The organism is Anaerocolumna jejuensis DSM 15929 (assembly GCF_900142215.1).
GTDB lineage: Bacteria > Bacillota > Clostridia > Lachnospirales > Lachnospiraceae > Anaerocolumna > Anaerocolumna jejuensis.
The window spans coordinates 1-26,393 of record NZ_FRAC01000014.1 but is presented as its reverse complement, the minus strand read 5'-3'; the positions used below and the strand labels follow the sequence as shown (position 1 = coordinate 26,393).

Annotated in this window: 18 protein-coding genes; 12 read left to right on the top strand and 6 right to left on the bottom strand. The window is 43.0% G+C overall.

Annotation, left to right across the window (positions count from 1 at the left end):
• The first annotated feature begins 22 nt into the window (after positions 1–22).
• Together BUB77_RS14345 and BUB77_RS14340 are read left to right on the top strand one after the other, a co-directional pair.
• The gene (locus tag BUB77_RS14345; protein ID WP_073277096.1) at positions 23–1,237 is read left to right on the top strand and encodes an LL-diaminopimelate aminotransferase; all 1,215 of its coding nucleotides are present in this window, start codon (positions 23–25) and stop codon (positions 1,235–1,237) included.
• Positions 1,234–2,241 (top strand): S66 family peptidase, encoded by a 1,008-nt coding sequence (locus BUB77_RS14340; protein WP_073277094.1) that lies wholly within the window; start codon positions 1,234–1,236, stop codon positions 2,239–2,241. Before BUB77_RS14345 ends, BUB77_RS14340 begins: the two co-directional genes overlap by 4 nt.
• 80 nt (positions 2,242–2,321) lie before the next feature.
• Here BUB77_RS14340 and BUB77_RS14335 read toward each other — a convergent pair whose 3' ends face one another.
• Entirely contained in the window at positions 2,322–3,926 is a 1,605-nt protein-coding gene (locus tag BUB77_RS14335) for a helix-turn-helix domain-containing protein (protein WP_073277092.1), read from the bottom strand.
• A gap of 288 nt (positions 3,927–4,214) precedes the next feature.
• On the opposite strand from BUB77_RS14335, the gene BUB77_RS14330 reads away from it, so the two are divergent.
• The 6 genes from BUB77_RS14330 to BUB77_RS14305 all read left to right on the top strand — a co-directional run bounded on the left by BUB77_RS14330 (position 4,215) and on the right by BUB77_RS14305 (position 13,073).
• Entirely contained in the window at positions 4,215–6,224 is a 2,010-nt protein-coding gene (locus BUB77_RS14330; protein WP_073277090.1) for a methyl-accepting chemotaxis protein, read from the top strand.
• Between the two features lie 493 nt (positions 6,225–6,717).
• Positions 6,718–8,058, top strand: a complete 1,341-nt coding sequence (gene aspS, locus BUB77_RS14325) for an aspartate--tRNA(Asn) ligase (protein ID WP_073277088.1) — start codon at positions 6,718–6,720, stop codon at positions 8,056–8,058.
• 311 nt (positions 8,059–8,369) lie between these two features.
• On the top strand, positions 8,370–8,657 hold the full coding sequence (gene gatC, locus BUB77_RS14320; RefSeq protein ID WP_242962515.1) for an Asp-tRNA(Asn)/Glu-tRNA(Gln) amidotransferase subunit GatC: 288 nt from the start codon (positions 8,370–8,372) through the stop codon (positions 8,655–8,657).
• Between the two features lie 111 nt (positions 8,658–8,768).
• On the top strand, positions 8,769–10,205 hold the full coding sequence (gene gatA, locus BUB77_RS14315; protein WP_073277330.1) for an Asp-tRNA(Asn)/Glu-tRNA(Gln) amidotransferase subunit GatA: 1,437 nt from the start codon (positions 8,769–8,771) through the stop codon (positions 10,203–10,205).
• Positions 10,206–10,268: 63 nt separating this feature from the next.
• A complete protein-coding gene (gene gatB, locus BUB77_RS14310; RefSeq protein WP_073277081.1) occupies positions 10,269–11,699 on the top strand; it encodes an Asp-tRNA(Asn)/Glu-tRNA(Gln) amidotransferase subunit GatB in 1,431 nt (476 codons plus the stop codon).
• 345 nt (positions 11,700–12,044) lie between these two features.
• Positions 12,045–13,073, top strand: a complete 1,029-nt coding sequence (locus BUB77_RS14305; RefSeq protein ID WP_073277076.1) for a TraX family protein — start codon at positions 12,045–12,047, stop codon at positions 13,071–13,073.
• Positions 13,074–13,234: 161 nt separating this feature from the next.
• Here the strand turns inward: BUB77_RS14305 and BUB77_RS14300 are convergent, their stop codons facing one another.
• Positions 13,235–15,250, bottom strand: a complete 2,016-nt coding sequence (locus BUB77_RS14300; protein ID WP_073277074.1) for a flagellar hook-length control protein FliK — start codon at positions 15,248–15,250, stop codon at positions 13,235–13,237.
• A gap of 567 nt (positions 15,251–15,817) precedes the next feature.
• Between BUB77_RS14300 and gltB the strand changes: the two genes are divergently transcribed.
• Both gltB and BUB77_RS14290 read left to right on the top strand, forming a co-directional pair.
• A complete protein-coding gene (gene gltB / locus BUB77_RS14295; protein WP_073277072.1) occupies positions 15,818–20,377 on the top strand; it encodes a glutamate synthase large subunit in 4,560 nt (1,519 codons plus the stop codon).
• A 194-nt stretch (positions 20,378–20,571) separates the two neighbouring features.
• Entirely contained in the window at positions 20,572–22,056 is a 1,485-nt protein-coding gene (locus BUB77_RS14290) for a glutamate synthase subunit beta (RefSeq protein WP_073277070.1), read from the top strand.
• Positions 22,057–22,192: 136 nt separating this feature from the next.
• On the opposite strand, the gene BUB77_RS14285 is transcribed toward BUB77_RS14290, so the two are convergent.
• Genes BUB77_RS14285 through BUB77_RS14275 form a run of 3 tightly spaced genes read right to left on the bottom strand, consistent with a single transcriptional unit; the run spans position 22,193 to position 23,873 of the window.
• Positions 22,193–22,471, bottom strand: coding sequence for a hypothetical protein (locus BUB77_RS14285; protein ID WP_073277068.1), 279 nt, complete (start codon positions 22,469–22,471; stop codon positions 22,193–22,195).
• Positions 22,455–23,618 (bottom strand): M56 family metallopeptidase, encoded by a 1,164-nt coding sequence (locus tag BUB77_RS14280; RefSeq protein WP_073277066.1) that lies wholly within the window; start codon positions 23,616–23,618, stop codon positions 22,455–22,457. The genes BUB77_RS14285 and BUB77_RS14280 overlap by 17 nt, the downstream gene beginning before the upstream one ends.
• Positions 23,619–23,663: 45 nt before the next feature.
• Positions 23,664–23,873, bottom strand: a complete 210-nt coding sequence (locus tag BUB77_RS14275; RefSeq protein WP_073277064.1) for a hypothetical protein — start codon at positions 23,871–23,873, stop codon at positions 23,664–23,666.
• Between the two features lie 54 nt (positions 23,874–23,927).
• Here BUB77_RS14275 and BUB77_RS14270 point away from each other — a divergent pair, with 54 nt between their 5' ends.
• Positions 23,928–24,887 (top strand): hypothetical protein, encoded by a 960-nt coding sequence (locus BUB77_RS14270; RefSeq protein WP_073277062.1) that lies wholly within the window; start codon positions 23,928–23,930, stop codon positions 24,885–24,887.
• Positions 24,888–25,227: 340 nt separating this feature from the next.
• Here the strand turns inward: BUB77_RS14270 and BUB77_RS14265 are convergent, their stop codons facing one another.
• Entirely contained in the window at positions 25,228–25,920 is a 693-nt protein-coding gene (locus tag BUB77_RS14265) for a hypothetical protein (protein WP_073277060.1), read from the bottom strand.
• 177 nt (positions 25,921–26,097) lie between these two features.
• Between BUB77_RS14265 and BUB77_RS14260 the strand changes: the two genes are divergently transcribed.
• Positions 26,098–26,393: helix-turn-helix domain-containing protein (locus BUB77_RS14260; RefSeq protein WP_139241192.1), on the top strand; the 296-nt coding region annotated here is incomplete at its 3' end.

Below are 26,393 nucleotides of genomic sequence, written 5' to 3'. Positions count from 1 at the left end.
TATACCATAAAGGAGATAAACTATGTTTAAAATCAATGAAAATTATCTGAAATTGCCGGGAAGCTATCTGTTTTCCGATATAGCAAAAAAAGTAAAGGCCTTTGGAGATGCGAACCCGGATAAGAAAGTCATTCGTTTAGGTATCGGTGATGTAACCCTCCCCCTTGCACCTGCTGTAATAGCTGCCCTTCACAAAGCAACGGATGAGATGGCTGTAAAGGAAACCTTTAAGGGCTATTCACCGGACCTTGGCTACGAGTTCTTAAGAAGCCTGATTGCAGAACATGATTATAAGGCCAGAGGTGTTGAGCTTGCATTGGATGAAATCTTTATCAGTGACGGTGCCAAGAGTGATTCCGCCAACATTCAGGAAATCTTCGGAGGGGATAATAAAATTGCCGTATGTGACCCGGTATATCCTGTATATGTGGATTCCAACGTTATGGCAGGAAGAACAGGGGACTATCTCCCTGAAACAGGAAAATGGACCAAAGTAATCTATATGCCCTGCACCAGCGAAACAAATTTTGCACCGGAATTCCCCAAGGAAGAGCCGGATTTGATTTACCTGTGCTTTCCCAATAATCCTACCGGTTCCACAATCAATAAAGCAATGCTGCAGCAGTGGGTGGATTATGCCAATAAGGTCGGGGCAGTTATTATTTATGATGCTGCCTATGAGGCTTATATCTCCGAGGAGGATGTTCCTCATACAATTTATGAGTGTGAAGGAGCAAAGACCTGTGCCATAGAGCTTCGCAGCTTTTCAAAGAATGCAGGCTTTACCGGAACCAGACTTGGCTTTACCGTAATACCCAGGGAATTAAAGGCAGGGGAGGTCTCCCTGAACAGCTTATGGGCAAGACGCCACGGTACCAAGTTCAACGGAGCGCCCTATATTATTCAGGCAGCAGGAGCGGCTGTATACAGTGAGGAAGGAAAGAAGCAGACAAGAGAGCAGATTGCATATTACATGAACAATGCCCGTGTCATCAAAGAGGGATTGGAGAGCGCCGGCTATACGGTATCCGGCGGTGTGAATGCGCCTTATATCTGGTTAAAGACACCGGATAAGATGACCTCCTGGGAGTATTTTGATTACCTGTTAAAGGAGGCAAATGTTGTCGGTACGCCCGGCTCAGGCTTTGGACCCAGCGGAGAAGGTTATTTCAGACTGACAGCCTTTGGAACCTATGAAAATACGGTAGACGCCATTGAGCGCATCAAGAAGCTATGATTTACCCGGAGTTTCTTACAAAGAACAGCCTCATAGGCGTAGCCGCACCTTCTGAAGGCAATCAGAAGGAAACGGACTTTAACAGGCTTGATAACGCAATAGCCAGCCTTAAGAGCAGAGGGTACCAGGTGATAGAGGGTCCTCTGGTGCGGAAAAGTGATAAAGGACGGAGCGGCAGCGGAAAAGACAGAGGCGAAGAATTAAATAAGCTATTGGAAAAGAAAGAGGTCCGGTGGATTGTCGGAGCAAAGGGCGGTGATTTTCTGGTGGAAATGCTCCCTTACTTTGACTTTGAAGCTATCAGCAGGCATCCTGTATGGTATCAGGGCTTCTCAGATAATACAGGGCTTACCTATACCATAACCACCCATTGCGATATAGCCACTATATACGGCAGCAATTTCAATGACTTTGGAATGAGTGAATGGCACCCTGCCTTAGAAAATAACCTGAAAATCCTTTCAGGAGAAAATATCACACAGGATAGCTTTGATTTATATGAAGACGGCTATTATGACAGGATTACCGGGCTGGAAGGCTATGTCCTGACACAGCCGGTAAATTTAAAGCAAGCAGCCGGAAAGGAAGGAATCCCTGTTGAAGGGCGGCTTCTTGGCGGCTGTCTTGATGTACTACTAAATCTTTGCGGCACCCGCTTTGATTGTACCCGTTCTTTTATAGAGAAGTACAAAGAAGAAGGCATCCTCTGGTATTTGGAAAGCTTTGCACTGGGCAGCGACAGCCTTATCAGGGGCCTGTGGCAGCTGAAGGAGGCTGGATGGTTTCAGTATGCCAAAGGCTTTATATTCGGACGTCCCGCCTTTTATGAAGAGAATTACGGTATTTCCTATGAAGAAGCCGTCATGTCGGTTTTAAAGGACGTTCCCATTATATTAAATGCGGATATCGGACACAAGGCTCCCAGTATAACGGTAGTTAATGGCAGTAAGGGGAGTTTTGTATGTAAGGAAGGCAGGGGACGCCTTGTAATGGAATACCGTTAAATATATTATTAGAGCAGGAAATAGCCGCTGCAGCAGCAGCGGCTATTTCCCTGCCCCGGGAGAAAAGAAGAAAAAGCTTTTTATGAAATCATATCGTTTCTTTGTTCTGATAATTCATTTCTTAATATTCTGATACGGTTTTCCAGTATTAAAATGACTTCCTGTTTATCTTTGTTAAATAATGGAATTTTATTCCACAGTAAATCAAAGTACTCCGTAAAGGCTTTCACAATAACGGGATCGTTGATGGACAAGCGCACATCTTCTGCCTTGCCCCATTTGTAAACATGCAGGAAGACAGCAGTCCTCTCCTTGATAAATAAAGGAGTGTTCGTGATTAAATCGTCTATGGAGTTATAAACAATGGCAATGGAATAGTTGTCATATTCTTTTATAACACCAATAACATATTCCAGGCAATCGATGGCATTACTGGTGTCGGTCGAAACTATTTTGATGCCCGTATAGGTATACAAATAGAGAATTTTATCCTCACACAGCTGGTCCAGAAAGGTCGAAAAGTATATGGTCTTGGAATTATAGCGCTTCAGATTCTTATAAAAGCCGTTCAGCTGCTTTTGATAATACCGCAGGGAAAGCGACTTCTCATATGCTGTCAGGTCGGTTTTATCTAAAAGCTTTTCGTAAATTTCAGCCGGAATAAGGAGATTGATAAAATTACTGTTGTAGTATAGCTGTTCTCCCGGACGCTCACTTGTTTCAGCCAGATTCAGGAAGTATGACTCATTCATTTCCTCTTTGTAATAATTTATCAGGTTATTGGCATTATTTCTCAGTAAAAGCTTCACATAATTATGTAATATGCTGACAGCGGAGGTGTTCTTCAGGTAAAAGGCAGATGAAATTCCGGAGGAAATATCAGTGGGAAAGCAGGATAATGCACCGATTGCCGGAACTATATATAACTCCTTACGAATGGAAAAGGTCTCACTATTTTTTAGATAATAGAGGTTTACCTTTCCGGTTTTTATCAGCGGTAAAAGAAAGTGAATAAAACGGATAATCGTATCTATACTGAAATCCAGCCGGAATAAAAAGGTAACCTGCCAGTTTCTGTTTACTGCCTTCAGCAGTTTATCCTGGAATTGTGCCAGTTTCTGTTCTGTAAAAAAGGTTTTGTCCAGGCTGTTCAGAAAGGTCAGATAAATGGTTTTATCGGTGCTTCTGGATTGATATTCTGCCGCCCCATCCAAAAGGGTGACCAGTGTGGAATAGATGCAGCGGATACCATACAGCAGCTTATCATTGGAGGACAGGGAGATGGAATGAAGAAAATCGGCCTCTTCCTTTTTGATTGCATTATCCCCGGAAGAATTCTCCGGGATTTCTTTTTTCACGGGTTTACCATTTTTGGAGTTATCCAAAGCAAGATGCAGCATGAATAGAAGCTTTTCCTTGGAACAGGAGCAGGAATCATTTGTATCGTTATCAAAGTTCAGGAATATTTCATTGATTAATTTATCCTGCAAAGGAGTAACCGTATTCTTTGCAAGATATTCCACGATATCCCCGATATAGGCAGCAGAGGGCAGCCTTTTCCCGTTCACCCAGCGGTTTACGAGGGAGCTGTCGACATTTATGGCCTTAGCTAACTGACTCATCTTTAAATTCAACGTGGTCAAAAGAAGTTTGAGACATTCGCCAAAAGTAATATTCGTATACAAGTTTATGCTCCTTTGATTTCCTTATTAGCAGGTACACTTTGCAGTTAATCGGCCCAATATACTACATGCTATTTTACAATAGTATTTTGTCATGTCAATGTCAATGACAAATACGACATAAATATTTAAAACTCCTCCTATTTCTCCTATAATCAACAATAGAAACAGCACCAGTAAAAAAAAATACCATAATTAACATAAAATATGGTAAATACAAGGAGGAAGAGATAAAGAAACCAAGTAAGAAAACGGTTATAGGACTTAATACAAGAGAGGATGGATAATAGGATGAAAGAAGAAAAAAGAGGACATAAAAGTATTAGGACCAAATTGATTTTTGCTTTTACAGCTATCGTTTTATTGGCTTCTGTTATTTTAGGTTTTATCAGTATAAAAATCGCCAGCAATCTTATGATCAAGGACGCGGAAAAGACACTGGCATCCTTGGCGGAGGATGCTTCCAAGCTGGAACAGAGCCGGCTTGAGACACAAAAGGGAACCTTAGGGACTCTTGCAAAGCTTAAGGAAATTCAAAGCATGGATTGGGGAATCCAGCAGCCTATTTTAAAGAATATGTTAGGAAGCACAGACTTTTTGGAATTTGGAATTATGAAAGAGGATGGGAGTATTACCTATTCTGATGGCACCTCCCTCCAGCTTCCGGATACGGACCCCTTAAGGAAGGTCTTTGAGGATAAGGGGGATGTTGTGAATTTTGCTCTTAGTCCGGCAACAAAGAAGTTGGTGCTGGTACAGGCAGTACCCATAAAAAGTGATGGTAAGATTGTGGCAGCATTGCTGGGGCGCATGGATGGAAAAGCGCTAAGTGATATGGCGGCTGATACAGGTTACGGTGAAGACGGATACGGTTTCATAGTTAACAGTGAGGGAACTGTAATAGGACATAAAAATTTAGACCTGGTAAACCAGCACTATAATGCAATAGAAGAATCCAAAAAGGATAAGGCACTCCTTCCCCTGGCAGATGTACTGAAAAAAGCGGCAGAGGGCAAACAGGGCTTTGGAAACTATTATTATAATGGGGGTTACCGGTACGTGGGCTATGCTCCCATACCCGGGACGGACTGGTCCTTTGTTTTGGCAGCTGACAGAAGTGAAATACTGAAGCCTATAAAATCCCTGCAGTACTCCGTTATTTTTGCGGCAGCCTTTATAGTGCTGGTCAGCATAGTTATCACCTATATCATTGGCTATTCCATTGCAAAGCCCATTATACGGACAAGCATTTATGCCAGAAAGATAGCTGACCTGGATTTATCAGAGGATATTGACAGCAGGTTCCTGGCGAAAAAGGATGAAACCGGAGAACTGGCTAATGCGTTACTTAGCATCAAAAATGGAGTCCGTACGATCATTAGTGAAATCAGTGACTCCTCAAAGCAAATGACGGAGGCTTCTAAGAGTCTGACGACGGTGGCACAGCAGACCTCCATATCCTCCGAGGAAATTGCAAAAACAATTGAAGAAATTGCCCAGGGGGCATCGGAGCAGGCAAAGCAAACGGAGTCTGGCTCTCATGAGGCTTTCCGTATTGGGGAAACCATAGAAAAAGTAAGCGGATATATTGCAGGCGTCAGCGAATCCTCCGGAAAGGTAACAGAGGTAGTGGAAACAGGATTGCTGGAAATAGAAGCATTGAGCCGGATAACGAAGGAAAGCACATCGGAAATAGAGAAGGTATACCAGGTTATCATGCAGACTAATGAAAGCTCCGGTAAAATCGGAGAAGCCAGCAATATGATCGAGGCTATTGCGGCACAGACCAATCTGCTGTCACTGAATGCAGCCATAGAGGCGGCAAGAGCCGGTGAAGCCGGAAAGGGCTTTGCTGTTGTGGCAGAAGAAATCAGAAAGCTTGCAGAGCAGTCCTCCGGTTCAACACGGGTGATTAATGATATGGTCCAGGAGCTTCAGAATAATACGGAGGATGCCGTAGAGACAATCAAGAAGGTATACGGTATTTCGAAAGAGCAGTCGGGGAATGTGGACAGCAGCAAAAAGAAATATGAAATGATAGCAGAATCAATGAAATTAGCGGCAGAAGCCGTTAACAAATTAAGCTCTTCCGGAGTGGAAATGGATGCTATGAGGCAGGGCATTCTGGAAGTGCTGGAGAACCTGTCTGCCATCGCAGAGGAAAATGCGGCTGCATCTGAGGAAGCATCGGCATCCACCGAAGAGCAGACCGCATCAGTGGAAGAAATCGCAAGTGCCAGTGATGATTTATCGGAAATTGCGATTAAACTGCATTCCTTAATAAACAGGTTTAAACTATAAATAATAAAATACCTCTTGCCATATAATATTTTCTGTGATAATATAGCTTAAAAGTAATAATTGTATATTTATAAAGGCTGAGAAAGAGACTGACCTTTGGGGATTTCATTGATTGACAGGAATGGTGTGCCACCGACTGAGAGCATACCTTGGATGATAGCCATTGGAAGGAACACTCCGGAGCCCGTAAGCTGAAGAGGTTTTCATCCCCATGCAGACAGCAGTATTTACTGAAAAGCTGCGGCAGGGACAAAGTAGGTTTATGCGCGGCACGCGTTATGTGCTATGAGAGGAAAGCTTCGGCTTTCAACGCGGGTGGTACCGCGGGTTATTCTCTTAACGTAAGACGATTGCCTTTTGCAGTTGCTGTTGAATTCCCGTCCCGGATATTTATGTGTTTTTTCACATAAATATCCGGGACTTATTTTTTTATTAAAACGGAATTTGCAGCGGAGGACAACTGCCTGGCAAATGAATAAGAAGGAGGAACACAATGGAGTTCGTAAAAGGAATCAAGGAAAACACAGCAATAGAAATCAGTGATATACTTGCCGGCGGCTTATTTGACAGGGAGGTAGCTGTAAAAGGTGCCGTTCATACGGTTAGGGATATGGGGGAATTCTCCTTTGTAGTTCTTCGTAAATATGAAGGCCTGGTGCAGTGCGTTTTTGAGGACGGCAAGGTAAAAGGAATGGAAGATAAATCCTTAAGAGAGGGAATGACCATTGAAGTAAAAGGAACCGTCTCCAAGGAAGAAAGGGCTCCCGGTGGATTTGAATTAAGGGTTTCTGAAGTCAAGGTGCTTTCAGAGCCTGCAAAGGATTCCGTAATGCCCATTCCCATCAGTAAATGGAAGCTGAATACCTCATTGGAGACAAAGCTTTCCCTGCGTCCCATAGCTTTAAGAAATATAAGGGAAAGAGCTATTTTTAAGATTCAGGAGGGAATTGTAAGAGGCTTTCGGGATTTCCTCTTTCAGAATCATTTTACCGAAATCAGAACTCCTAAGATAGTAGCCGGAAATGCAGAGGGCGGGGCCAATGTATTCAAGCTTGAGTATTTTGGAAAGAAGGCCTTCTTAGCCCAGAGTCCACAGTTCTACAAGCAGACCATGGTAGGAGTATATGACAGGGTATTTGAAGCGGCCCCGGTATTCCGTGCGGAAAAGCACAATACTACCAGGCATCTGAATGAATATACCAGCCTTGATTTTGAAATGGGATATATTGACGGCTTTGAAGACATAATGAATATGGAAGCGGCAATGCTCACCCATACCTTTGCCCTACTGAAAAAGGAATACCAGAAAGAGCTTAAGCTCTTAAACGTAGAACTTTCTTCTACGGAAAATATACCGGCAGTAAGATTTGACGAAGCAAAGCAGCTGGTAGCTGAAAAATACAACCGTAAGATTAAAAACCCCTATGATTTGGAGCCGGAGGAAGAAATTCTGATTGGAAGGTATTTTAAAGAGGAATACGGCAGCGATTTTGTATTCGTAACCCATTATCCATCCAAGAAGAGGCCCTTTTATGCCATGGATGACCCGGCAGATAATAAATTCACCTTAAGCTTTGACCTGTTATTTAAGGGGATGGAAGTAACCACGGGAGGACAGAGACTTCATAGCTACGAGGAGCAGGTGGAAAAGATGCTGAAAAAGGGAATGGACCCGGCAGATTTTACAGACTATCTTATGATATTCAAGCATGGCATGCCTCCTCACGGCGGACTTGGAATCGGACTGGAACGTCTGACCATGAAGATATTGGATGAACAGAACGTAAGGGAAACAACTCTCTTTCCTAGAGACGTATCAAGACTGGAGCCTTAAGGAAAGATATAAGGTATACAGAGAGTATTGGAAAGAAATAAAGCTTACAAGTGAGATTAGATAGTTGATTCGGGTGTCATAAGTTAATTTTAGTTTTCGGCTTTGTATATATGGGGTATAAAAATACAGTGAAGCGATTTTCACGGAGCTGACATATTTTAATCCCATTCATTTTGCAAATTTACTTGATAAGCTGTCCCAATAGATAGGGGTAGCCCAAATAAAAGTTATAAAATCAAAAATCTGGTTATAGGCAGAAATAGAGAAAAAAAGTCCTGATAATGTACTTTGGGACGGACAGGAGGAAAAGAGTGGAGATTACAGATAAGACCATTGAGTATGTAGCAGCCCTTGCAAAGCTTGAGCTGACGGAAGAGGAAAAAGAAAAGGCCAAGACCGACATGGGAAGCATCTTGGGATATATCACAACGATGAATGAACTGGATACGGAGGGAGTAAAGCCTATGTCCCATGTTTTCCCCATCCATAATGTATTTAGGGAAGATGTGGTGGAAAACGGCCCTGACAGGGATATTCTTTTACAGAATGCACCGGCTAAAAAGGATGGGTGCTTTATGGTACCTAAAACGGTTGAGTAACGGATAAGTAAACTGGACATAAGCAGAAAGCGGTAAAATGCGGCATAATGCGGCAAAATGCCTGTCCTGGATTACAAACCATCGGAAGATGTTGAAAGAAAAGAGGTCAGCATGGATATAACCAAATTATCAGCCCTGGAATTGGGGAAAAAAATCAAAGAGAAAGAAATATCAGTTGCAGAAGCAGTCAGCCTTCAGATAGATAAAATCAAGGAACGGGATGGAGAGTATAACTGCTATATCTCAGTTCTGGAAGAGAGCGCACTGTCGGAAGCAGAAGAAGTGCAGAAAAGAATCGACAGCGGTGAGCTGGCAGATGCTCCTTTAGCAGGGGTGCCCGTTGCAGTGAAGGATAATATCTGCACCAAAGGAATAAAGACCACCTGCGGCTCTAAAATATTGCATAACTTCATACCCCCCTACAATGCTACGGTAGTGGAGAGATTGAGAGCCCAGGGTGCTGTTATCATCGGAAAGACAAACATGGATGAGTTCGCCATGGGAAGTACTACAGAGACTTCCTATTTTGGAATTACGAAAAACCCCAGAAACACAGAGCGTGTGCCGGGTGGTTCCAGCGGTGGTTCCGCAGCTGCAGTTGCGGCGGAGGAAGCCTTTTATGCATTGGGCTCTGACACCGGCGGTTCCATCCGACAGCCAAGTGCTTTCTGCGGAGTAACCGGCATAAAGCCTACCTATGGCACCGTATCCCGCTACGGACTGGTTGCCTATGCCTCTTCCCTGGACCAGATAGGTCCCATCGGAAGGAATGTGGCAGATTGTGCGGCAGCGCTTGATATTATCTCAGGCCATGATAAAAGGGATTCCACCAGCGTTCCGACAGAAAGCTATGATTACAGCAAGGCATTAGGCGGGGATGTTAAGGGAATGAAGATAGGAATTCCCAAAGGGTATCTGGGAAGCGGCCTGTCAGAGGAAATCAAGACAAGTATTTTAGAGGCGGCCAGAGTACTGGAAAGACAGGGTGCCTCAATAGAAGAATTTGACCTGGATGCAGTGGAATATGCCATACCTGCTTATTATGTTATCGCATCTGCAGAAGCCAGTTCCAACCTGTCCAGATATGACGGCATCAAATACGGATACCGTACGGAGGATTTTGAAGGGCTTCAGGAGGTCTATAAGAAGACCAGAAGCGAGGGCTTTGGTAATGAGGTAAAACGCAGAATGATGATTGGTGCTTTCGTTCTCAGCTCCGGCTATTATGACGCTTACTATAATAAGGCCTTAAGAGTAAAAGCTCTGATAAAAGAGGGCTTTGACAGGGCCTTTGATAAATTTGACATTATCCTTGGACCGACTGCGCCGGCAACGGCTCCGAAAATCGGAGAGAGCCTGTCCGACCCCCTGCAGATGTATCTGGGAGATATCTATACCGTATCCGTTAACCTGACAGGGCTTCCGGCTATCAGCCTTCCCTGCGGAGTGGATAAGCAGGGGCTTCCCATCGGCCTTCAGTTAATCGGAAAGCACTTTGGGGAAAAGGATATCTTAAAAGCGGCTTATCGCTTTGAACAAACAAGATAGATTTTTCTACTAGGTATTCAGGAATATCAAATGAATGACCTGATATTCACGAAAGGAGTTACTATGAAAACATACGAAACCGTCATTGGTCTGGAAGTCCATGTAGAGCTGGCGACGAAGACGAAAATATTCTGCGGCTGCACCACCCAGTTCGGAGGAGAGCCCAATACCCATTGCTGTCCGGTGTGTACCGGTATGCCGGGAACCCTGCCCGTATTAAACGGAAAGGTCGTGGAATATGCCATTGCGGCAGGACTTGCCATGAACTGTGAAATAAATCAGAACTGTAAATTTGACCGTAAGAATTATTTCTATCCCGATCTTCCAAAGGCCTATCAGGTATCACAGCTGTACCTTCCCATTTGCCATGACGGAGGAATTGAGATTGAGACCTCATCGGGCAGGAAGGTGGTCGGAATCCATGAAATCCACATGGAAGAGGATGCCGGAAAGCTGATACATGACCCGTGGGAAGACTGTACCCTGGTGGATTACAACCGCTGCGGCGTGCCCCTTATTGAAATTGTAAGCGAGCCGGATATGAGAAGTGCCGAAGAGGTCATTGCCTATCTGGAGAAGCTTAAGCTTATCCTGCAGTACCTTGGAGTCTCTGACTGTAAGATGCAGGAGGGTTCCCTGAGAGCGGATATCAATCTTTCCATCAGGGAAATGGGAGCAAAGGAGTTCGGTACCAGAACGGAAATGAAGAACATGAACTCCTTTAAGGCTATTGCAAGAGCCATTGAAGGAGAGAGAAAACGTCAGATAGAGGTATTGGAATACGGCAAGGCAGTCATTCAGGAAACCAGACGCTGGGATGATAATAAGGATAACAGCTTTGCCATGCGTTCCAAGGAGGATGCCCAGGATTACCGCTATTTCCCGGAACCGGACCTGGTTCCAATCGTAATCAGTGATGAATGGCTGGTGAAAATCAAAAACCGCCAGCCGGAGCTTCGGGATGAGAAGATGATTCGTTATGAGAAGGAATATGATATACCTGCCTATGATGCGGGAATCATAACAGGCTCCAAGCACCTGGCAGACCTTTTTGAAGAAACCGTTGCCCTCTGCGAAAAGCCCAAGGAAGTATCCAACTGGCTGATGGTAGAAACCATGCGCCTGTTAAAGGAAGAGGAAAAGGAAGCAGAGGATATCGCCTTCAGCGCAGAGCACCTTGCAGGACTTATAAAGCTTATCGGAGACAATAAGATTAACAGAACGGTTGCCAAGGAAGTGTTTGAAAAGATATTCAAGGATAACGCAGACCCTGTTAAATACGTGGAGGAAAAAGGGCTTTCCATGGTTAGCGACGAAGGGGTGCTAAAGTCTACCATAGAGAGAATCCTTGCGGAAAACCCTGCCTCGGTAAATGATTACCGAAGCGGTAAGGAGAAAGCGATTGGCTTCTTAGTGGGGCAGACCATGAAGGAAATGAAGGGAAAAGCAGATCCGGGCATGATTAATAAGCTTCTGAAGGAATTAATGGCATAGGAGCAGGGAATAAGACTATTTGAACAGGGGCTTATTAAATCCATTCTAAAGGGGAATAAGCCCCTGGAATTTTTCTAAATAGGTTATAATCAAGTAGATTCACTTCACAAGGGTAAATTCATTTACAACTGAATATTAAAAGAAACAACGTGATGTATCAGGTTGTCTCATTTCAGGGTGTAAAAAGGCTGGGATATATGGCATATTTATATCTGGAAAAGGTCAGAAAGCTTAATTCATCTTATATAGCAGCTAAGGCATTGTTATTTACTTTCAAAAATGGTATAATTTAGGAAATGCAGTTTGCCATGGCATTCTGCAACATTAACCTGATTGGGAGGAATTATGGAAGATATCACAGCAGTACCTTCTTTCCCGGAGGAAAGGATTAAGAAAAGAGGAATACCGGGAAGCACTTTAAAGCTGATTGCAATATTTGTTATGCTGATTGATCATATTGCTGCGACTATATTGGACCGGACTCTGATAACCAGAGGGTTTTACAATATGGGCATGGGAACAGAAGGAAACGCTGCAGCAAGCAATCTATTAAATATGATTGATGGTATTATGAGAATGATTGGCAGGCTTGGATTTCCGCTCTTTTGCTTTTTGCTGGTCGAGGGCTTTGTTCATACAAGCAATAAGAGAAAATATGCTATAAGGCTGGGGATATTTGCATTAATCTCGGAAATACCCTTTGACCTTGCTTTTAGCGGAAAGGTTTTTAATTTTGGATATCAGAATGTATTCTTTACTCTGCTGATAGGCTTTCTGGTGATGTGGGGCTTTCAGCTGGTCGGTGAACGATTAAAGGATAAAAAATGGCTTCCCATACTTTCCATTGCCGGAGCCGCCGGAGTTGGTTTTATCGTCTTTACTTCTGCTCAGAGTATTATGTTTACGGTGAATAGCATTTTGTTAGGTTTTACGGGCAGGGATATTACACCGGCAGTGCCCTATCAGAGATTGCTGTTTATCGGAATGGCAGTTGTTGCCGGCATCGTACTTTTGATTGCCTATCTGAAAAAGAACAAGGAGGATAGAGAATTAGAAATTTTCCTGGCAGACTGTACGGTACTGGTCGCCGGAATCCTTCTCGCTAACCTTTTGATTACGGATTATTCGGGCTTTGGAGTCCTTACCATAGCAGTTATGTATGCTCTTAGGAGAAAGCCGGCACTGTCGGGGCTTGGAGGCTACCTTGTATTAAATATCATGTCTTTATCGGAGCTGACAGCGATATTTGCCATTATACCCATAGGTCTTTATAATGGTGAAAGAGGACTCAGGCTGAAATACATATTTTATGCCTTCTATCCGGTTCATTTGTTTATACTCTATCTGATATGCAGGGCGATGAATATTATATAAATAGAAAAGAGCTGTCTATTTGATTGCAAATACCCGTTACCCGTACATATAGCGGATTTGCCTGTAATGCTCCTATTAGAAAGTTTAAAAATGTAATTGATTTTTTAATAAAAACCGCAGTAATACAAAGGAGTAATTACCTGTGTATTACTGCGGTTATTTTATGCCCGGATATCAAAGTGGTAGCGTTTCTTTTCCATAGGATGGACAGAAGGACCATGATTTAATGACAGAAGGTGGTCTCTGGCTGCATCGGCTGGATTGTTGATTTCCTTCTGCCTGTCGTAGAATTCTGTCTTTACCTGATATCCCAGGTTCTCAAGCCTTGCTTCAAGGTTTTCCATATGGGAGGAGAGAAGGTCCTTTATTTCCCTGTTCTCCAGATAGAAGGAATTCTTAAGCTGGTTCTGTCTTAAGTCTATTGCTACATCCAAGGGACCTAAGCTATCCATTTTAAGATGAAGGACAACCCGTACACCCTCGGTAATGTCCAGCTCCGATTTCTTATTGGAGTAAATATAAAGCTCGCTGTCCGTATACTGGTTCTTCAGCTTTACAGGAACCTGCAGGTAAGTAAAGAGGTGGTTCAAGGTGTTCATGAAATTCAGGGTATCTGTTACCTGGGCTGCCTGGCTCTGCAGGGCAGGAGCATCCTTAAAGGGAGTGCTTTCCGTAAGCGCTCTGATATCATTTAATTGCTTTAACAGGCTTTCATAATGTGCACTTATAGAAGAAGGCTTTTCCAAATCCTCCGGTGATAAGGACCACTGGGATAAAAGGGAAGAGGAAAGGAGGCGGTTGAACTCCCTGGAGGAAATAATTTTTTCAGCGCTGCCCTTTGAAAATTCAAAAGTCTCTGACAAGAAGGGCTTTAGTCCGGCAAGCAGTTCAGTGGAGGAAATGTCTCCCTGGGTCAGTCCCCGGGTTATGGTCTCCGGCAGTTCTTTTGGTGATAAATTCTCCTTTAGCAGGCTCAGGAATTGAAGTCTCTCCTCAGGGGTGAGAAGCTTATCGACACTGTCGGGGATGTTTACAGCCCCATCCACAGATCCTTCAGCGGCGGCAAGCAGCTTTTGGAGAATGGAAGGGTTAAGAGCAGGAAGCTTACTCTGGATTGCCTCTGGCAGCAGCCCGGTTTGCCCGGCAGCAGCCTGCCCGTCAGGCAGCCCGCCTGCTTCGGGTGAGGTAAGGGCTGCTGTCTGTGCAGGTAAATCAGTACCCTTTAGCAGTGCAGAATTGCCCCCAAGGAGGTTCAGTGTTTCCGAAAGACTTGCCGTACCCGTCAGGATACCCTCCATATTCGTAGAAGCCGCTGCATAAAGGTTTGAAGTTTTCATATTTTCAACAAGCGCATTTCTTTCTTCCTGGCTCAGAATACCGGAAAGCGCAAATGCGGCTTTTGAATCTGCAGCAGCGGCAGCCTGACTGCTTGAGGAAGCCGCCGCGGCATCACCGGAAGGAAGGAGAAGGGACAGGAGCTTATACTTTGCAGACGTGTCATCTCCATTTTGCAGAGCCTGGGAGATACTGTCTGAAAGGGAGGTAAGCTGGGAGAGGACCTTTCCGGTGGAATTTAAGAAGTTTTCCATAAAGGTCACGTTGGCAGTGTTTACCGGGAGGTTATTGCGGTTTAAAAATACCAGGGTCTTTAAAGAAATGTCCGGAAATTGCAGCATCTGCTTTGACAGGCTTGTCAGAGTATTTTTATCAATGGACATGTTGGCATTTAACAGTTCCGCTACCAGGCTTTTGTTCCTGCCGGTCTTACTTAAGTTAGCTGCCTCCAGTGCATGGTCAATGGTGGATTCCAGATAGGCGGAGGAATCAGAGGGGATGAGCTTAAGAGTCAGGTTCTGAGAGGAGGCATTCTCCACACGCAGGGTTACCTTGCTCCCAATGGATAGTTCATTTACATCCGCTGCGAGTCTTCCCCTGATTACTTGGCCGTCATCTAATTTAACGCTGACTTCGTTGTTCTTTAAATCGATAATTTCTCCTTTTACCACCTGGCCTTTTTCCAGCCCATAAGGGGAAACGATACCGGTCTGGGAATTGGAGCCGGAAACACTCTGGGAGGCATGGGAGGAAGAAGAGGAGGATACGGAATTTGACTGGGAATTTGTTTGTGTAATATTGTTTGGGATGTTGGTATTGGTTATATTATTATTACTGAGCATGGAAAGCCTCCTTTTATCTTCCGGGTGGTGAAGTAAAAATGATAAAGCAATTTTTACTTCCTATTAAAGCAGTTAGTGTGAATTATTGAAAAGCATAATTCACATACAAGATTGTGCCTGCGAAATCCTCAGCCCAATCTTGCGGCGTGCTGGGAAGGCATGGCAGTTAGTGTGAATTATTGAAAAGCATAATTCACATACAAGATTGTGCCTGCGAAATCCTCAGCCCAATCTTGCGGCGTGCTGGGAAGGCATAGCAGTTAGTGTGAATTATTCTCTATTTATATCGGATGATACCCTTGCATTCCAAACACCACTTAATAAAATAATGTTATATCGATAAAAAAACTTATAATATAAATTATTTTTTAAAAAAAGATTGCTTTTTTTTGCAGTATATATTATAATCGGTTTCAGAACGAAGGTGTTCTTGAAGAAAATCAATTTCAAGAATGCCTTTTTTGTATGCAGAATTGTGAATAGCTCCTTTTTAAACAAGACAGGAGTTAATTTAAACAGGCATTTTGTTTTGAAAACAGGCAAATTAAGAAGAAGAGAGGCGTGCGAATGGACAGATATGGCGTAGAAGAGACAAAACGTACCCAGACGGGCTTATATGACCCAAGATTTGAACATGATAACTGCGGTATCGGAGCAGTTGTCAATATCAAAGGTGTAAAAACCCATGAAACAGTAGCCAATGCGTTAAAGATTGTTGAGAATCTGGAACACCGTGCCGGAAAGGATGCGGAGGGAAAGACCGGAGACGGCGTTGGAATCCTGCTTCAGATATCCCATAAGTTTTTTTCCAAGGAGGCGGAGGCTCTTAACATCAGCCTTGGCGGAGAGAGAGACTACGGAATCGGTATGTTCTTCTTTCCTCAGGAAGAGCTTTGCAGGAACCAGGCAAAGAAGATGTTTGAGATTATCGTAGAAAAGGAAGGAATGGAGTTCCTCGGTTGGAGAGAGGTTCCTATCGTTCCCGATATTCTTGGTCATAAAGCGGTAGAATGTATGCCCTATATCATGCAGGGCTTTGTGAAGAGACCCCATGATGTGAAGAAGGGACTTGAATTTGACCGCAAGCTCTACATTGCCAGAAGAGTATTTGAGCAGAGCAATGATAACACCTATGTGGTATCCTTATCCAGCCGTACCATTGTATATAAGGGTATGTTCTTAGTCAAGCAGCTTCGCAGGTTTTTCATGGACCTTCAGGATGAAGCCTATGAATCTGCCATTGCCATTGTCCACTCCCGTTTCAGTACCAATACCAATCCCAGCTGGCAGAGAGCCCATCCTAACAGGCTGATCGTGCACAACGGTGAAATCAATACCATCCGGGGCAATGTGGATAAGATGCTTGCCAGAGAAGAGACCATGCAGTCCAAGTATCTGAACAAAGAGCTTCATAAGATTCTTCCGGTTGTCAATACGGAAGGCTCTGATTCTGCCATGCTGGACAATGCATTGGAATTCCTGATCATGAGCGGAATGGCTTTGCCTCTTGCCGTTATGATAACCATACCGGAGCCCTGGAGCAATGACCAGAATATGAGCCAGGAGAAGAAGGATTTCTACCAGTATTATGCAACGATGATGGAGCCCTGGGACGGCCCGGCTTCCATTCTCTTCAGTGACGGCGATATTATGGGAGCGGTGCTTGACCGTAACGGCTTAAGACCTTCCCGCTATTATATAACCGACGATGACCATGTAATCCTCTCTTCCGAGGTCGGAGTACTTGATATTGCACCCGAAAAGATCGTGAAGAAGGAAAGGCTCCGTCCCGGTAAGATGCTTTTAGTAGATACCGTAAAGGGCCGTGTTATTGATGATGAAGACCTGAAGAACAGCTATGCTGACCGCAGTCCTTACGGCGAATGGCTGGACAGCAACCTGGTGAAGCTGAAGGACCTTCATATTCCCAATAAGAAGGTAGTGGAATACAACGATGAGGAAAGAGCAAGGCTTCAAAAGGCCTTTGGTTATACCTACGAGGATTACAGAACCACGATTCTTCCTATGGCAAGAACCGGAGCAGAGCCCGTTGCAGCCATGGGTGCCGACAGTCCCCTTCCCATCCTGTCAAAGAGCAATCCTCCTCTTTTCAGCTATTTCAGACAGCTTTTTGCCCAGGTAACCAATCCTCCTATTGATGCCATCAGGGAAGAAATCGTTACCTCCACCGATGTCTATATCGGAGAGGACGGAAATCTTCTGGAGGAATGTGCGGAGAACTGTAAAGTACTTAAAATACACAACCCCATCCTTACCAGTACGGACCTGTTAAAGATAAAGTCCATGAAGATACCGGGCTTTAAGGTGGAGACAATTTCAATTATATATTATAAGAACACCTCCCTGGAAAGGGCAATTGACCATATATTTGTAGAGGCGGACCGTGCCTATAAGGAAGGAGCCAATATCCTGATTCTTTCTGACAGGGGAGTGGACGAAAACCACGTAGCAATTCCTTCCCTCCTTGCCGTATCCGCTATGCAGCAGCATTTGGTAAGAACCAAGAAAAGAACAGCAGTGGCAATGATATTAGAGAGCGCGGAACCCAGAGAAGTACACCATTTTGCAACTCTTTTAGGCTATGGTGCCTGTGCCGTAAATCCATATCTTGCCCAGGAATCCATCAAACAGCTGATTGTAAACGATATGCTGGATAAGGATTATTATGCGGCGGTAAACGATTATAATAAGGCTATTTTAAAGGGAATCGTAAAGATTGCTTCCAAGATGGGTATTTCAACGATACAGTCCTATCAGGGCTCCAAGATTTTTGAAGCCATCGGTATCAACACCCAGGTGATTGAAAAATACTTTACCGATACCGTAAGCCGTATCGGCGGCGTTACCATCAAGGATATTGAAAAGCAGGTGGATGAGCTTCATTCCAAGGCTTTTGACCCTCTGGGCCTCAATACGGATCTGACCCTTGAAAACAGCGGCAATCATAAGCTAAGAAGCGGAAAAGACGAGCACCTTTACAATCCCCAGACCATCCATCAGCTGCAAAAGGCTGCCAGAACAGGGGATTATGAAGCCTTTAAGGAATATACGAAGCTTATTGAAAAGGAAGAGGAGGGCATTAATTTAAGAGGCCTTCTTGAATTTGACTTCCCGGAAGCCGGTATCCCCATTGAAGAAGTAGAAAGTGTGGACTCCCTTGTAAAGCGCTTTAAGACTGGGGCCATGTCCTATGGTTCCATCTCACAGGAAGCACATGAGACCCTTGCCCTTGCCATGAATATGCTGGGCGGTAAGTCCAACAGCGGGGAAGGCGGTGAAAGCCTGGAGCGTCTTACAGTTGGAAAAGACGGCTTTAATAGATGTTCCGCTATCAAGCAGGTAGCTTCCGGACGTTTCGGTGTTACCAGCCAGTACCTGGTGAGTGCCAAGGAAATCCAGATTAAGATGGCACAGGGAGCAAAGCCCGGTGAAGGAGGCCAGCTGCCTGCGGGAAAGGTTTATCCCTGGGTAGCCAAAACAAGACATTCGACTCCTGGTGTAGGCTTAATCTCTCCGCCGCCTCATCATGATATCTACTCCATAGAGGATTTGGCGCAGCTGATCTATGACCTTAAGAATTCCAATACAGATGCCAGGATATCGGTAAAGCTGGTATCGGAAGCAGGTGTTGGTACCGTTGCTGCCGGTGTGGCAAAGGCCGGAGCACAGGTTATCCTGATATCAGGCTTTGACGGCGGTACCGGTGCGGCACCCAGAAATTCCATTCACAATGCCGGACTTCCCTGGGAACTGGGCCTTGCGGAAACCCATCAGACCCTTATTATGAACGGTCTGCGTTCCAGGGTAATGGTGGAGACGGATGGTAAGCTGATGACAGGCAGGGATGTTGTAATTGCAGCGCTCCTTGGAGCGGAGGAATTTGGTTTTGCAACAGCTCCCCTGGTAACCTTAGGCTGCGTCATGATGCGTGTGTGCAACCTGGATACCTGTCCGGTAGGTGTTGCCACCCAGAATCCGGAGCTGAGAAAGAATTTTAAAGGAAAACCGGAATATGTAGTAAACTTCATGCGCTTTATTGCGGAAGAAGTAAGAGAATATATGGCGAAGCTTGGTATCAGAAAGCTTGAGGATTTAGTAGGAAGAAGCGACCTGTTAAAGGCAAAGGAAGCTTCAAAGGCAGGAAGGGCCGCACGAATCGACCTTTCAAAGATTCTTAACAATCCTTTTGCCGGAAATACCGAAGAAGCTCATTTTGACCCCAAGAAAATCTATAATTTCGAATTGGAAAATACCATTGATGAAAAGATATTGTTAAAGAAACTGAAGGGCTCCATCGCTTCCGGCCAGTCTAAGACTATCGAGACAGAGGTATCCAATATCGACCGTACCTTTGGAACTATCCTGGGTTCTGAAATTACAAAGGCTCACGGCACATCCCTGGAGGATGATACCTATGTCATCAAATGCCATGGAAGCGGCGGACAGAGCTTTGGTGCTTTTATTCCCAAGGGACTTACCCTCACCCTTTCCGGTGACAGCAATGACTACTTCGGAAAAGGTCTTTCCGGCGGAAAGCTGGTGGTATATCCTCCCAAGGGTACGAAATTCGAAGCGGATAAGAACATCATTATCGGAAATGTTGCCCTTTACGGCGCTACCAGCGGCAAGGTATTCATAAACGGTGTGGCAGGAGAACGCTTCTGCGTACGTAACTCCGGTGCCAGCGCGGTGGTGGAAGGCGTAGGCGACCACGGCTGTGAGTATATGACAGGCGGAAGAGTTGTAGTTCTCGGTACCACAGGAAAGAACTTTGCAGCAGGTATGAGCGGCGGTATTGCTTATGTACTGGATGATGGCAGTAACCTTTATAAGAAGCTGAATAAGGAAATGGTATCCATGGAGTCTGTGTCGGAGAAGTATGATGTACTGGAATTAAAGAGTATGATTACCGAGCATGTTAAGCTGACCGGTTCCGTAAAGGGTAAGGATATCCTGGAGAACTTCATGGATTATCTGCCGAAGTTTAAGAAAATCATACCCTATGATTACAGCCGTATGCTTATGACCATCGTCCAGATGGAGGAAAAAGGCTTAAGCAGCGAGCAGGCACAGATAGAGGCATTCTTTGCTAACACTAGAGGATAGTATGAAAATTAAAAGGCAATTTTCATACACAAGATTGTGCCTGCGAAATCCTCGGCACAATCTTGCGGCGCGTTGGGAGGGCATGGAGATAATGTGAATTATTGAGAAGCATAATTCACAAAATGTGCCTGTGAAATCCTCGGCACAAGCTTGAGGTGTGTAGAGGAAGGATGAAGACTAGGAGGTAAGAAGCAATGGGAAAACCAACAGGATTTATGGAATATGACAGGAAGTTAAGCAAAGGGCTGGCTCCTCTTGAACGTATAAAGAACTTTAATGAATTTCACATTCCTCTGCCGAAGGAAGAGCAAAAGATTCAGGGAGCAAGATGTATGGACTGCGGCGTACCTTTTTGCCAGTCAGGCGTTATCTTAAATGGTATGACTTCGGGCTGTCCTTTGAACAACCTGGTGCCGGAATGGAATGACCTGTTATACAATGGAAATATGAATCAGGCCTTAAAGCGCCTGTTTCGGACGAATAATTTTCCGGAATTTACAGGACGTGTATGTCCCGCACCCTGCGAACCGGCCTGTACCTGTAACGTGGCGACCAATCCGGTGGCAATAAAGGAAAATGAATTAAGCATCATCGAAAACGGATATAAAGCAGGCTTTGTAACAGCACAGCCTCCCAAGGTAAGAACCGGTAAAAAGGTCGCTGTCATAGGCTCCGGTCCTTCCGGTCTTGCGGCAGCGGACCAGTTAAATAAAAGAGGTCATCAGGTAACGGTATTCGAACGCTCTGACCGCATCGGCGGGCTATTGATGTATGGCATTCCGAACATGAAGCTGGAGAAGCATATCATAAACCGCAGAGTGGAGCTTATGAAGGAAGAAGGAGTGACCTTTATAACGAAAGCGGATGTGGGCAAAAATTATAAGGTATCTGACATCAGGAAGGAATTTGACAGTATCATCCTTGCCTGCGGAGCCTCAAAGCCAAGAGATATTAAAGCACCCGGCAGGGAAGCCAAGGGAATCTATTTTGCAGTGGATTTCTTGAAGGGTGTTACCAAGAGCCTCCTTGACTCTGACTTTGAAGACGGCGCCTGCGTGAACACAAAGGGTAAGAACGTCATCGTAATTGGCGGCGGTGATACGGGAAATGACTGTGTCGGCACCAGTATAAGGCAGGGAGCAAAATCCGTCCTTCAGATTGAAATGATGCCAAAGCCTCCGGAAAACAGAACCGAAGACAATCCCTGGCCCGAATGGCCCAAGGTCATAAAGACAGACTATGGCCAGGAGGAAGCGATTGCCGTATTTGGCCATGACCCCAGAGTGTACGAATCTACGGTAAAGGAATTTATTGCAGATAAGGATGGCAACCTCACAAAGGTTAAGATCGTTAAGCTTTGCAGTAAGTTCAATGCTGAGACGAAACGCTTTCAGATGGAGGAAATTCCGGGAAGCGAATATGTGGTAGATGCCGATTACGTTTTTATTGCAGCAGGCTTCTTAGGAACTCAAGAGTACGTGGCAAAGGCCTTTGGCGTGGAACTGAACGCCAGAACCAATGTAGCCACGGAAGAAGGCAAATATCAGACCAGCGCAGAGAAAGTCTTTGTTACAGGTGATATGCACCGGGGACAGTCGCTGGTTGTATGGGCAATCCGGGAAGGCAGAGAAGTAGCACAGGCAGTGGATGAACATTTAATGGGCTACAGTAATTTGTAGAATTTATGCTGCCCATTGACAAAGAAGCGTTTATTTCTTATATTCAACAGTATATTTCGATAAATAGTAAGGTAACTGGCAGAGTTCATGCCAGTTACCTTTGCTTTTATACCAAATTAATTTTTACTCGCTTATATCATCGGCATAGCTCCCATTCACCAATCCACTGCTTTTTCGTATAATTATATTGGCGTTTGTATAGCTGATTATTTTCCCGTTTATAACGCCAGTCAATAATGTCAGATAAAGGGGATATAATGGTAGCTAAGCTTTGCTGCCCGCTTACCATTGGTAACTGGCAAGGGGAAGAATCCATATTCTCCTCGATAACAGCAGCTTTGGCAGTCATAGACATATTAATGCAGAAGCAGGCAAGCATTAACAAAAGTAATGTCTTCTTATTTGTTTTTCTCATTATTCTTTACCTCGTCTATGTTATTGTAAATATGTAAGCCTGAATAAGAGTTCTCGATTTCATGAACAGTAACAAAGTAGTTCTTTTTATAATACAAATCATAGCCTCCGTCAGGGTTTACCACTAAATAAGCATTTTGTTCATTTAATTCAAAGGTAGTTGATTCATCATAAGGAGATATGGCATAAGGTTCAAATACAAATAAAAAAGAAGATGCCGTTAAAAATAAAAATGTAAGAAAGACTGCTAAGTGTTTAAAGGTGAATTTAGAAATATCAGAGTAATCTGTAAGGGTGACATGCAGCCTCTGGGAAAGTACAGAGGCATTGTTTCCGGTTAATGTCAAAAGTGCTTTATTTGATTTATCCTTTGCCTGATTTTTAGCGATTTTTAAAATACACTCAAAATATTCAATTTTCCGGATGTCATCAAAGGAGTCCGTTATTTTATAGTCCGTATGCAGTTCAATTGCTTTGGCTGCCTGTTTTTTAAGGAGATAGATAAAAGGGTTCCACCAATAGAAGATGCATAAGTATTCCACTAACAGCTTAATCCATAAATCACCCTTACAATAATGAGTGATTTCATGTTTTAGCACGTAATACCATTCATCCTTCGTGAGATTAAGTGATGGTATAATGATATAAGGCTTTTGAATTCCAAAAAGCATTGGTGTTGTTACGTTCTTCATAATAACTATTCGGAAATTCTTATGAGATCTGAAATCGGCCAGTACTTCCTGTAATGCAGAGTGTAACTCGATATCTTCGGCAGGCGGTAAAAGGCCAACCTTTCTTTTAAATAAGAGGTATTCAAAAAGAAATTTAATTAACAGGATAATGATGCCAAGTGCCCAGATAATATGCATAAGTTGAAGGATACTTAATTTTAATGTGCCTATGTATAGGATTTTATTTTCCATGAACAGGGTAATATCGGGAAGAATATGACGAATAGGTACATTACGGGCAAAAGGAAATTCAACAGGCATCAGCAGCCGAAATAAAACAAGAAGCAATCCAATAAATAAACTGCTGATTCCGGCCTTTTGTATAATTTGATTATTATGCAGCATAATCCACAGCAGGATTATGAGGATACCGCTAAAAAATGTTAAGGTCAATAATACTGTAAATGAGAAATCCATCGTAACCTCTTTCCAGAATCATATAATCAAATAGTATATATTTTCCTATTTCTCTTTGGATTTCAGCTTTCTTTTGCGTTCTTCCAATAAAGCTTCCAGTTCTTCGATCCGCTGAGCCTCATCCTTTTCATGTTCCAGTAAAGTAGCAACAAAATCCGGTATGGTTATATTTTTTTTCGCATCCTCAAATTGTGATACAAATTGCTGTAATGTAAAGTCATTGGGACTGATAATGGGCTGATAGGTTCTGGACAATACAGTCCCGCTGTATACAATGTCAGCTACTTTAATAATTTGTGGAGGATTATTATGAAACGGACAAAAACGTATATTGGTGTAATCATTATTTTTGCAAGTATATTCACAGTATTTATATTATCCACTAAAAATTATAATGTAAAGGCTGAAAACACAAAAATAAAAATTTCTTTGGATAATCAGAATATTACCTCTTTAAAGGATATAACAGATACGATGATTATAAAGAAAGAAGCCGGTTTTCAGGCAATTGGTTATAGTTCTGATTATAAAGAGAATGGGTTTACCATTCATACCGATAAATTTACTGGCGTAGATTACAGTAAAGTAATACATGCAGATCAAAGGAGTAAGGTGACCTTTCGGTATAACTCTACCATAGAGCATGGAGCATACAGGCTGGTATTACTACTGAATGATAAGAGGGTGGTCGAAATACCGGCAGATAAAAGCAAATTTACTTATGAAATTCCAAAGGGAGATACCGTGGTTGCATTAGCAGGTTATAAAGCACATGGTAAATTAACTTTTCAGATGAAATCTGCAGAAGGAGTGAAATTTACAGATGATTCCGAATGGGATAAGGAGGAAGCCGTCACTGATACAAAAGACATTACTTCCTTAAAAGATATCACCGATAAAATGATACTTAAGAAAGAAGCCGGTTTTCAAGCAGTTGGATATAGTTCGAATCTGACTGACAATGGCTTTGTAATAAACTCCGGTAAATTTACAGGGGTCGACTACAGCAAGGTAATTCATGCCAAAAATAAAGGAAAAGTAACTTTCAAATATCATTCAACAATGGATACAGCTTCCTATAAAATAGTATTGGTTGTAAATGGAGATAAATTAGTTGAACTTCCTGTTAATAAAGGTGAATACGAATACGAGCTGCCAAAAGGAGATACAATAGTAGCATTAGCAGGGTATAAGGCACACGGGAAGCTGACCTTTGAGATGAATTCTGTGAAGGGAATTGCCTTTGTTGACGATGCCCAGTGGGATTAAAAAGTATAGCAGCTTATAAAAGCTGTTTGTTGAATATGAAAAGGGGCCTCATGGTATATGGAGGGGCTCCTTTTTTACGAAAGTATTGATGAAAATATTTGGAAGTTGTATTATCCGGCTCACCTGTCATACTGTACAGCGACGGATGCTTCAGGGACCTGGCCTGGCGATCCAGGAGAGGCTGTACACTTGAGGATGTTTTTAAAATCCTTAAGATTGCTTAGGGCACAGTATATCTAAATACTGGTAAAATATGTTTGTAAAAACGCTCATTAATAGAAAGATAAGGTAACAGGTAGAGTTATACCGGTTACCTTGTTGTTAAATTAGAAAATTCACATTAATTATAATTCTTAGATAAACATAATTTATTTATGATTAAAGCAGTATCAGCATTATAAGTTAAACTAGCATCTGTTCCAGCTGGATTAATTGACAAAACTACTGAATTAATACTATCATCAACTGAGTTTTCTTTTGCAGGAGAGAATTTGTCAGTATGCTCTGATAATGTATTCCAATAGCTTTTTAATTTATCCAATTCATTTGAGCTGAGGTCGCTTACTTTATCCTTACTTTCCCAAGTTGTGCAAGAATTATTTTTTAAACTGGTCCAGTCACGTCCTTGGATTTCGAATTTATCATTTAATTTATCTTTTAAATCTTGTTTGCTTATATCTGTAAATAATAATTTTATTGAATACAAAGATTCAGTTTTAAATGGCATCCAATCTTGTTGAGGTGGATCATTTATTTCTAAGCGTGCTGATACATGGTACCCGAATAAATCTAGTTGATTGGGTAAAATAATAATGGTACCCAAGCCTTCTTTCTTATAGGAGACACCATCGACCCCATCTTTAATTGATAGAGCTTTCTCAACTTCAGAGACTGTCATACCCCAATAAAGTTTTTCCATAGGTGGTTGAATTCCATATTTATAGACTGAACTTTTTTTATTTTCATTACTACATCCTGATATACTAAAAGCTAATATCAGTAAAAATAATGTAATTAATAAATTTTTTTTCAAATTAAGACCTCTTAGATGGATTATAATAAAAATAAATCAATGTATTTACATAAACACATTGACTGAAAGGCAATTGGTTTTATAATAATATAATTACTAGTATATCGTTTTCAAATTAGCTGGTAAAACATGACTTTTTGTGCTATACTTGTACCATAAACGTTGGAGGTGCAAGTTATGGCAAGACCATCAAAATATTCCTGTATCAATCTCAGTGCCGATGAGGTCAGCAGATTGACCGATATAACAAGCTCAAGAACAGAAATGGTGCGCACTGTTCAAAGGGCAAAGATTATACTACTTACAGCAGAAGGTATTTCAGTTACTGCCATAGCAGATAAGCTTGACCTCAACCGTAAGTCGGTTGAACTATGCCTCGACAAATATCTTGAATCAGGCTTGGAGACTGCGCTTAGTGACAATCCGGGTCGCGGCAGAAAGTCTGTCATAATGGACGATGACAAGTCATATGT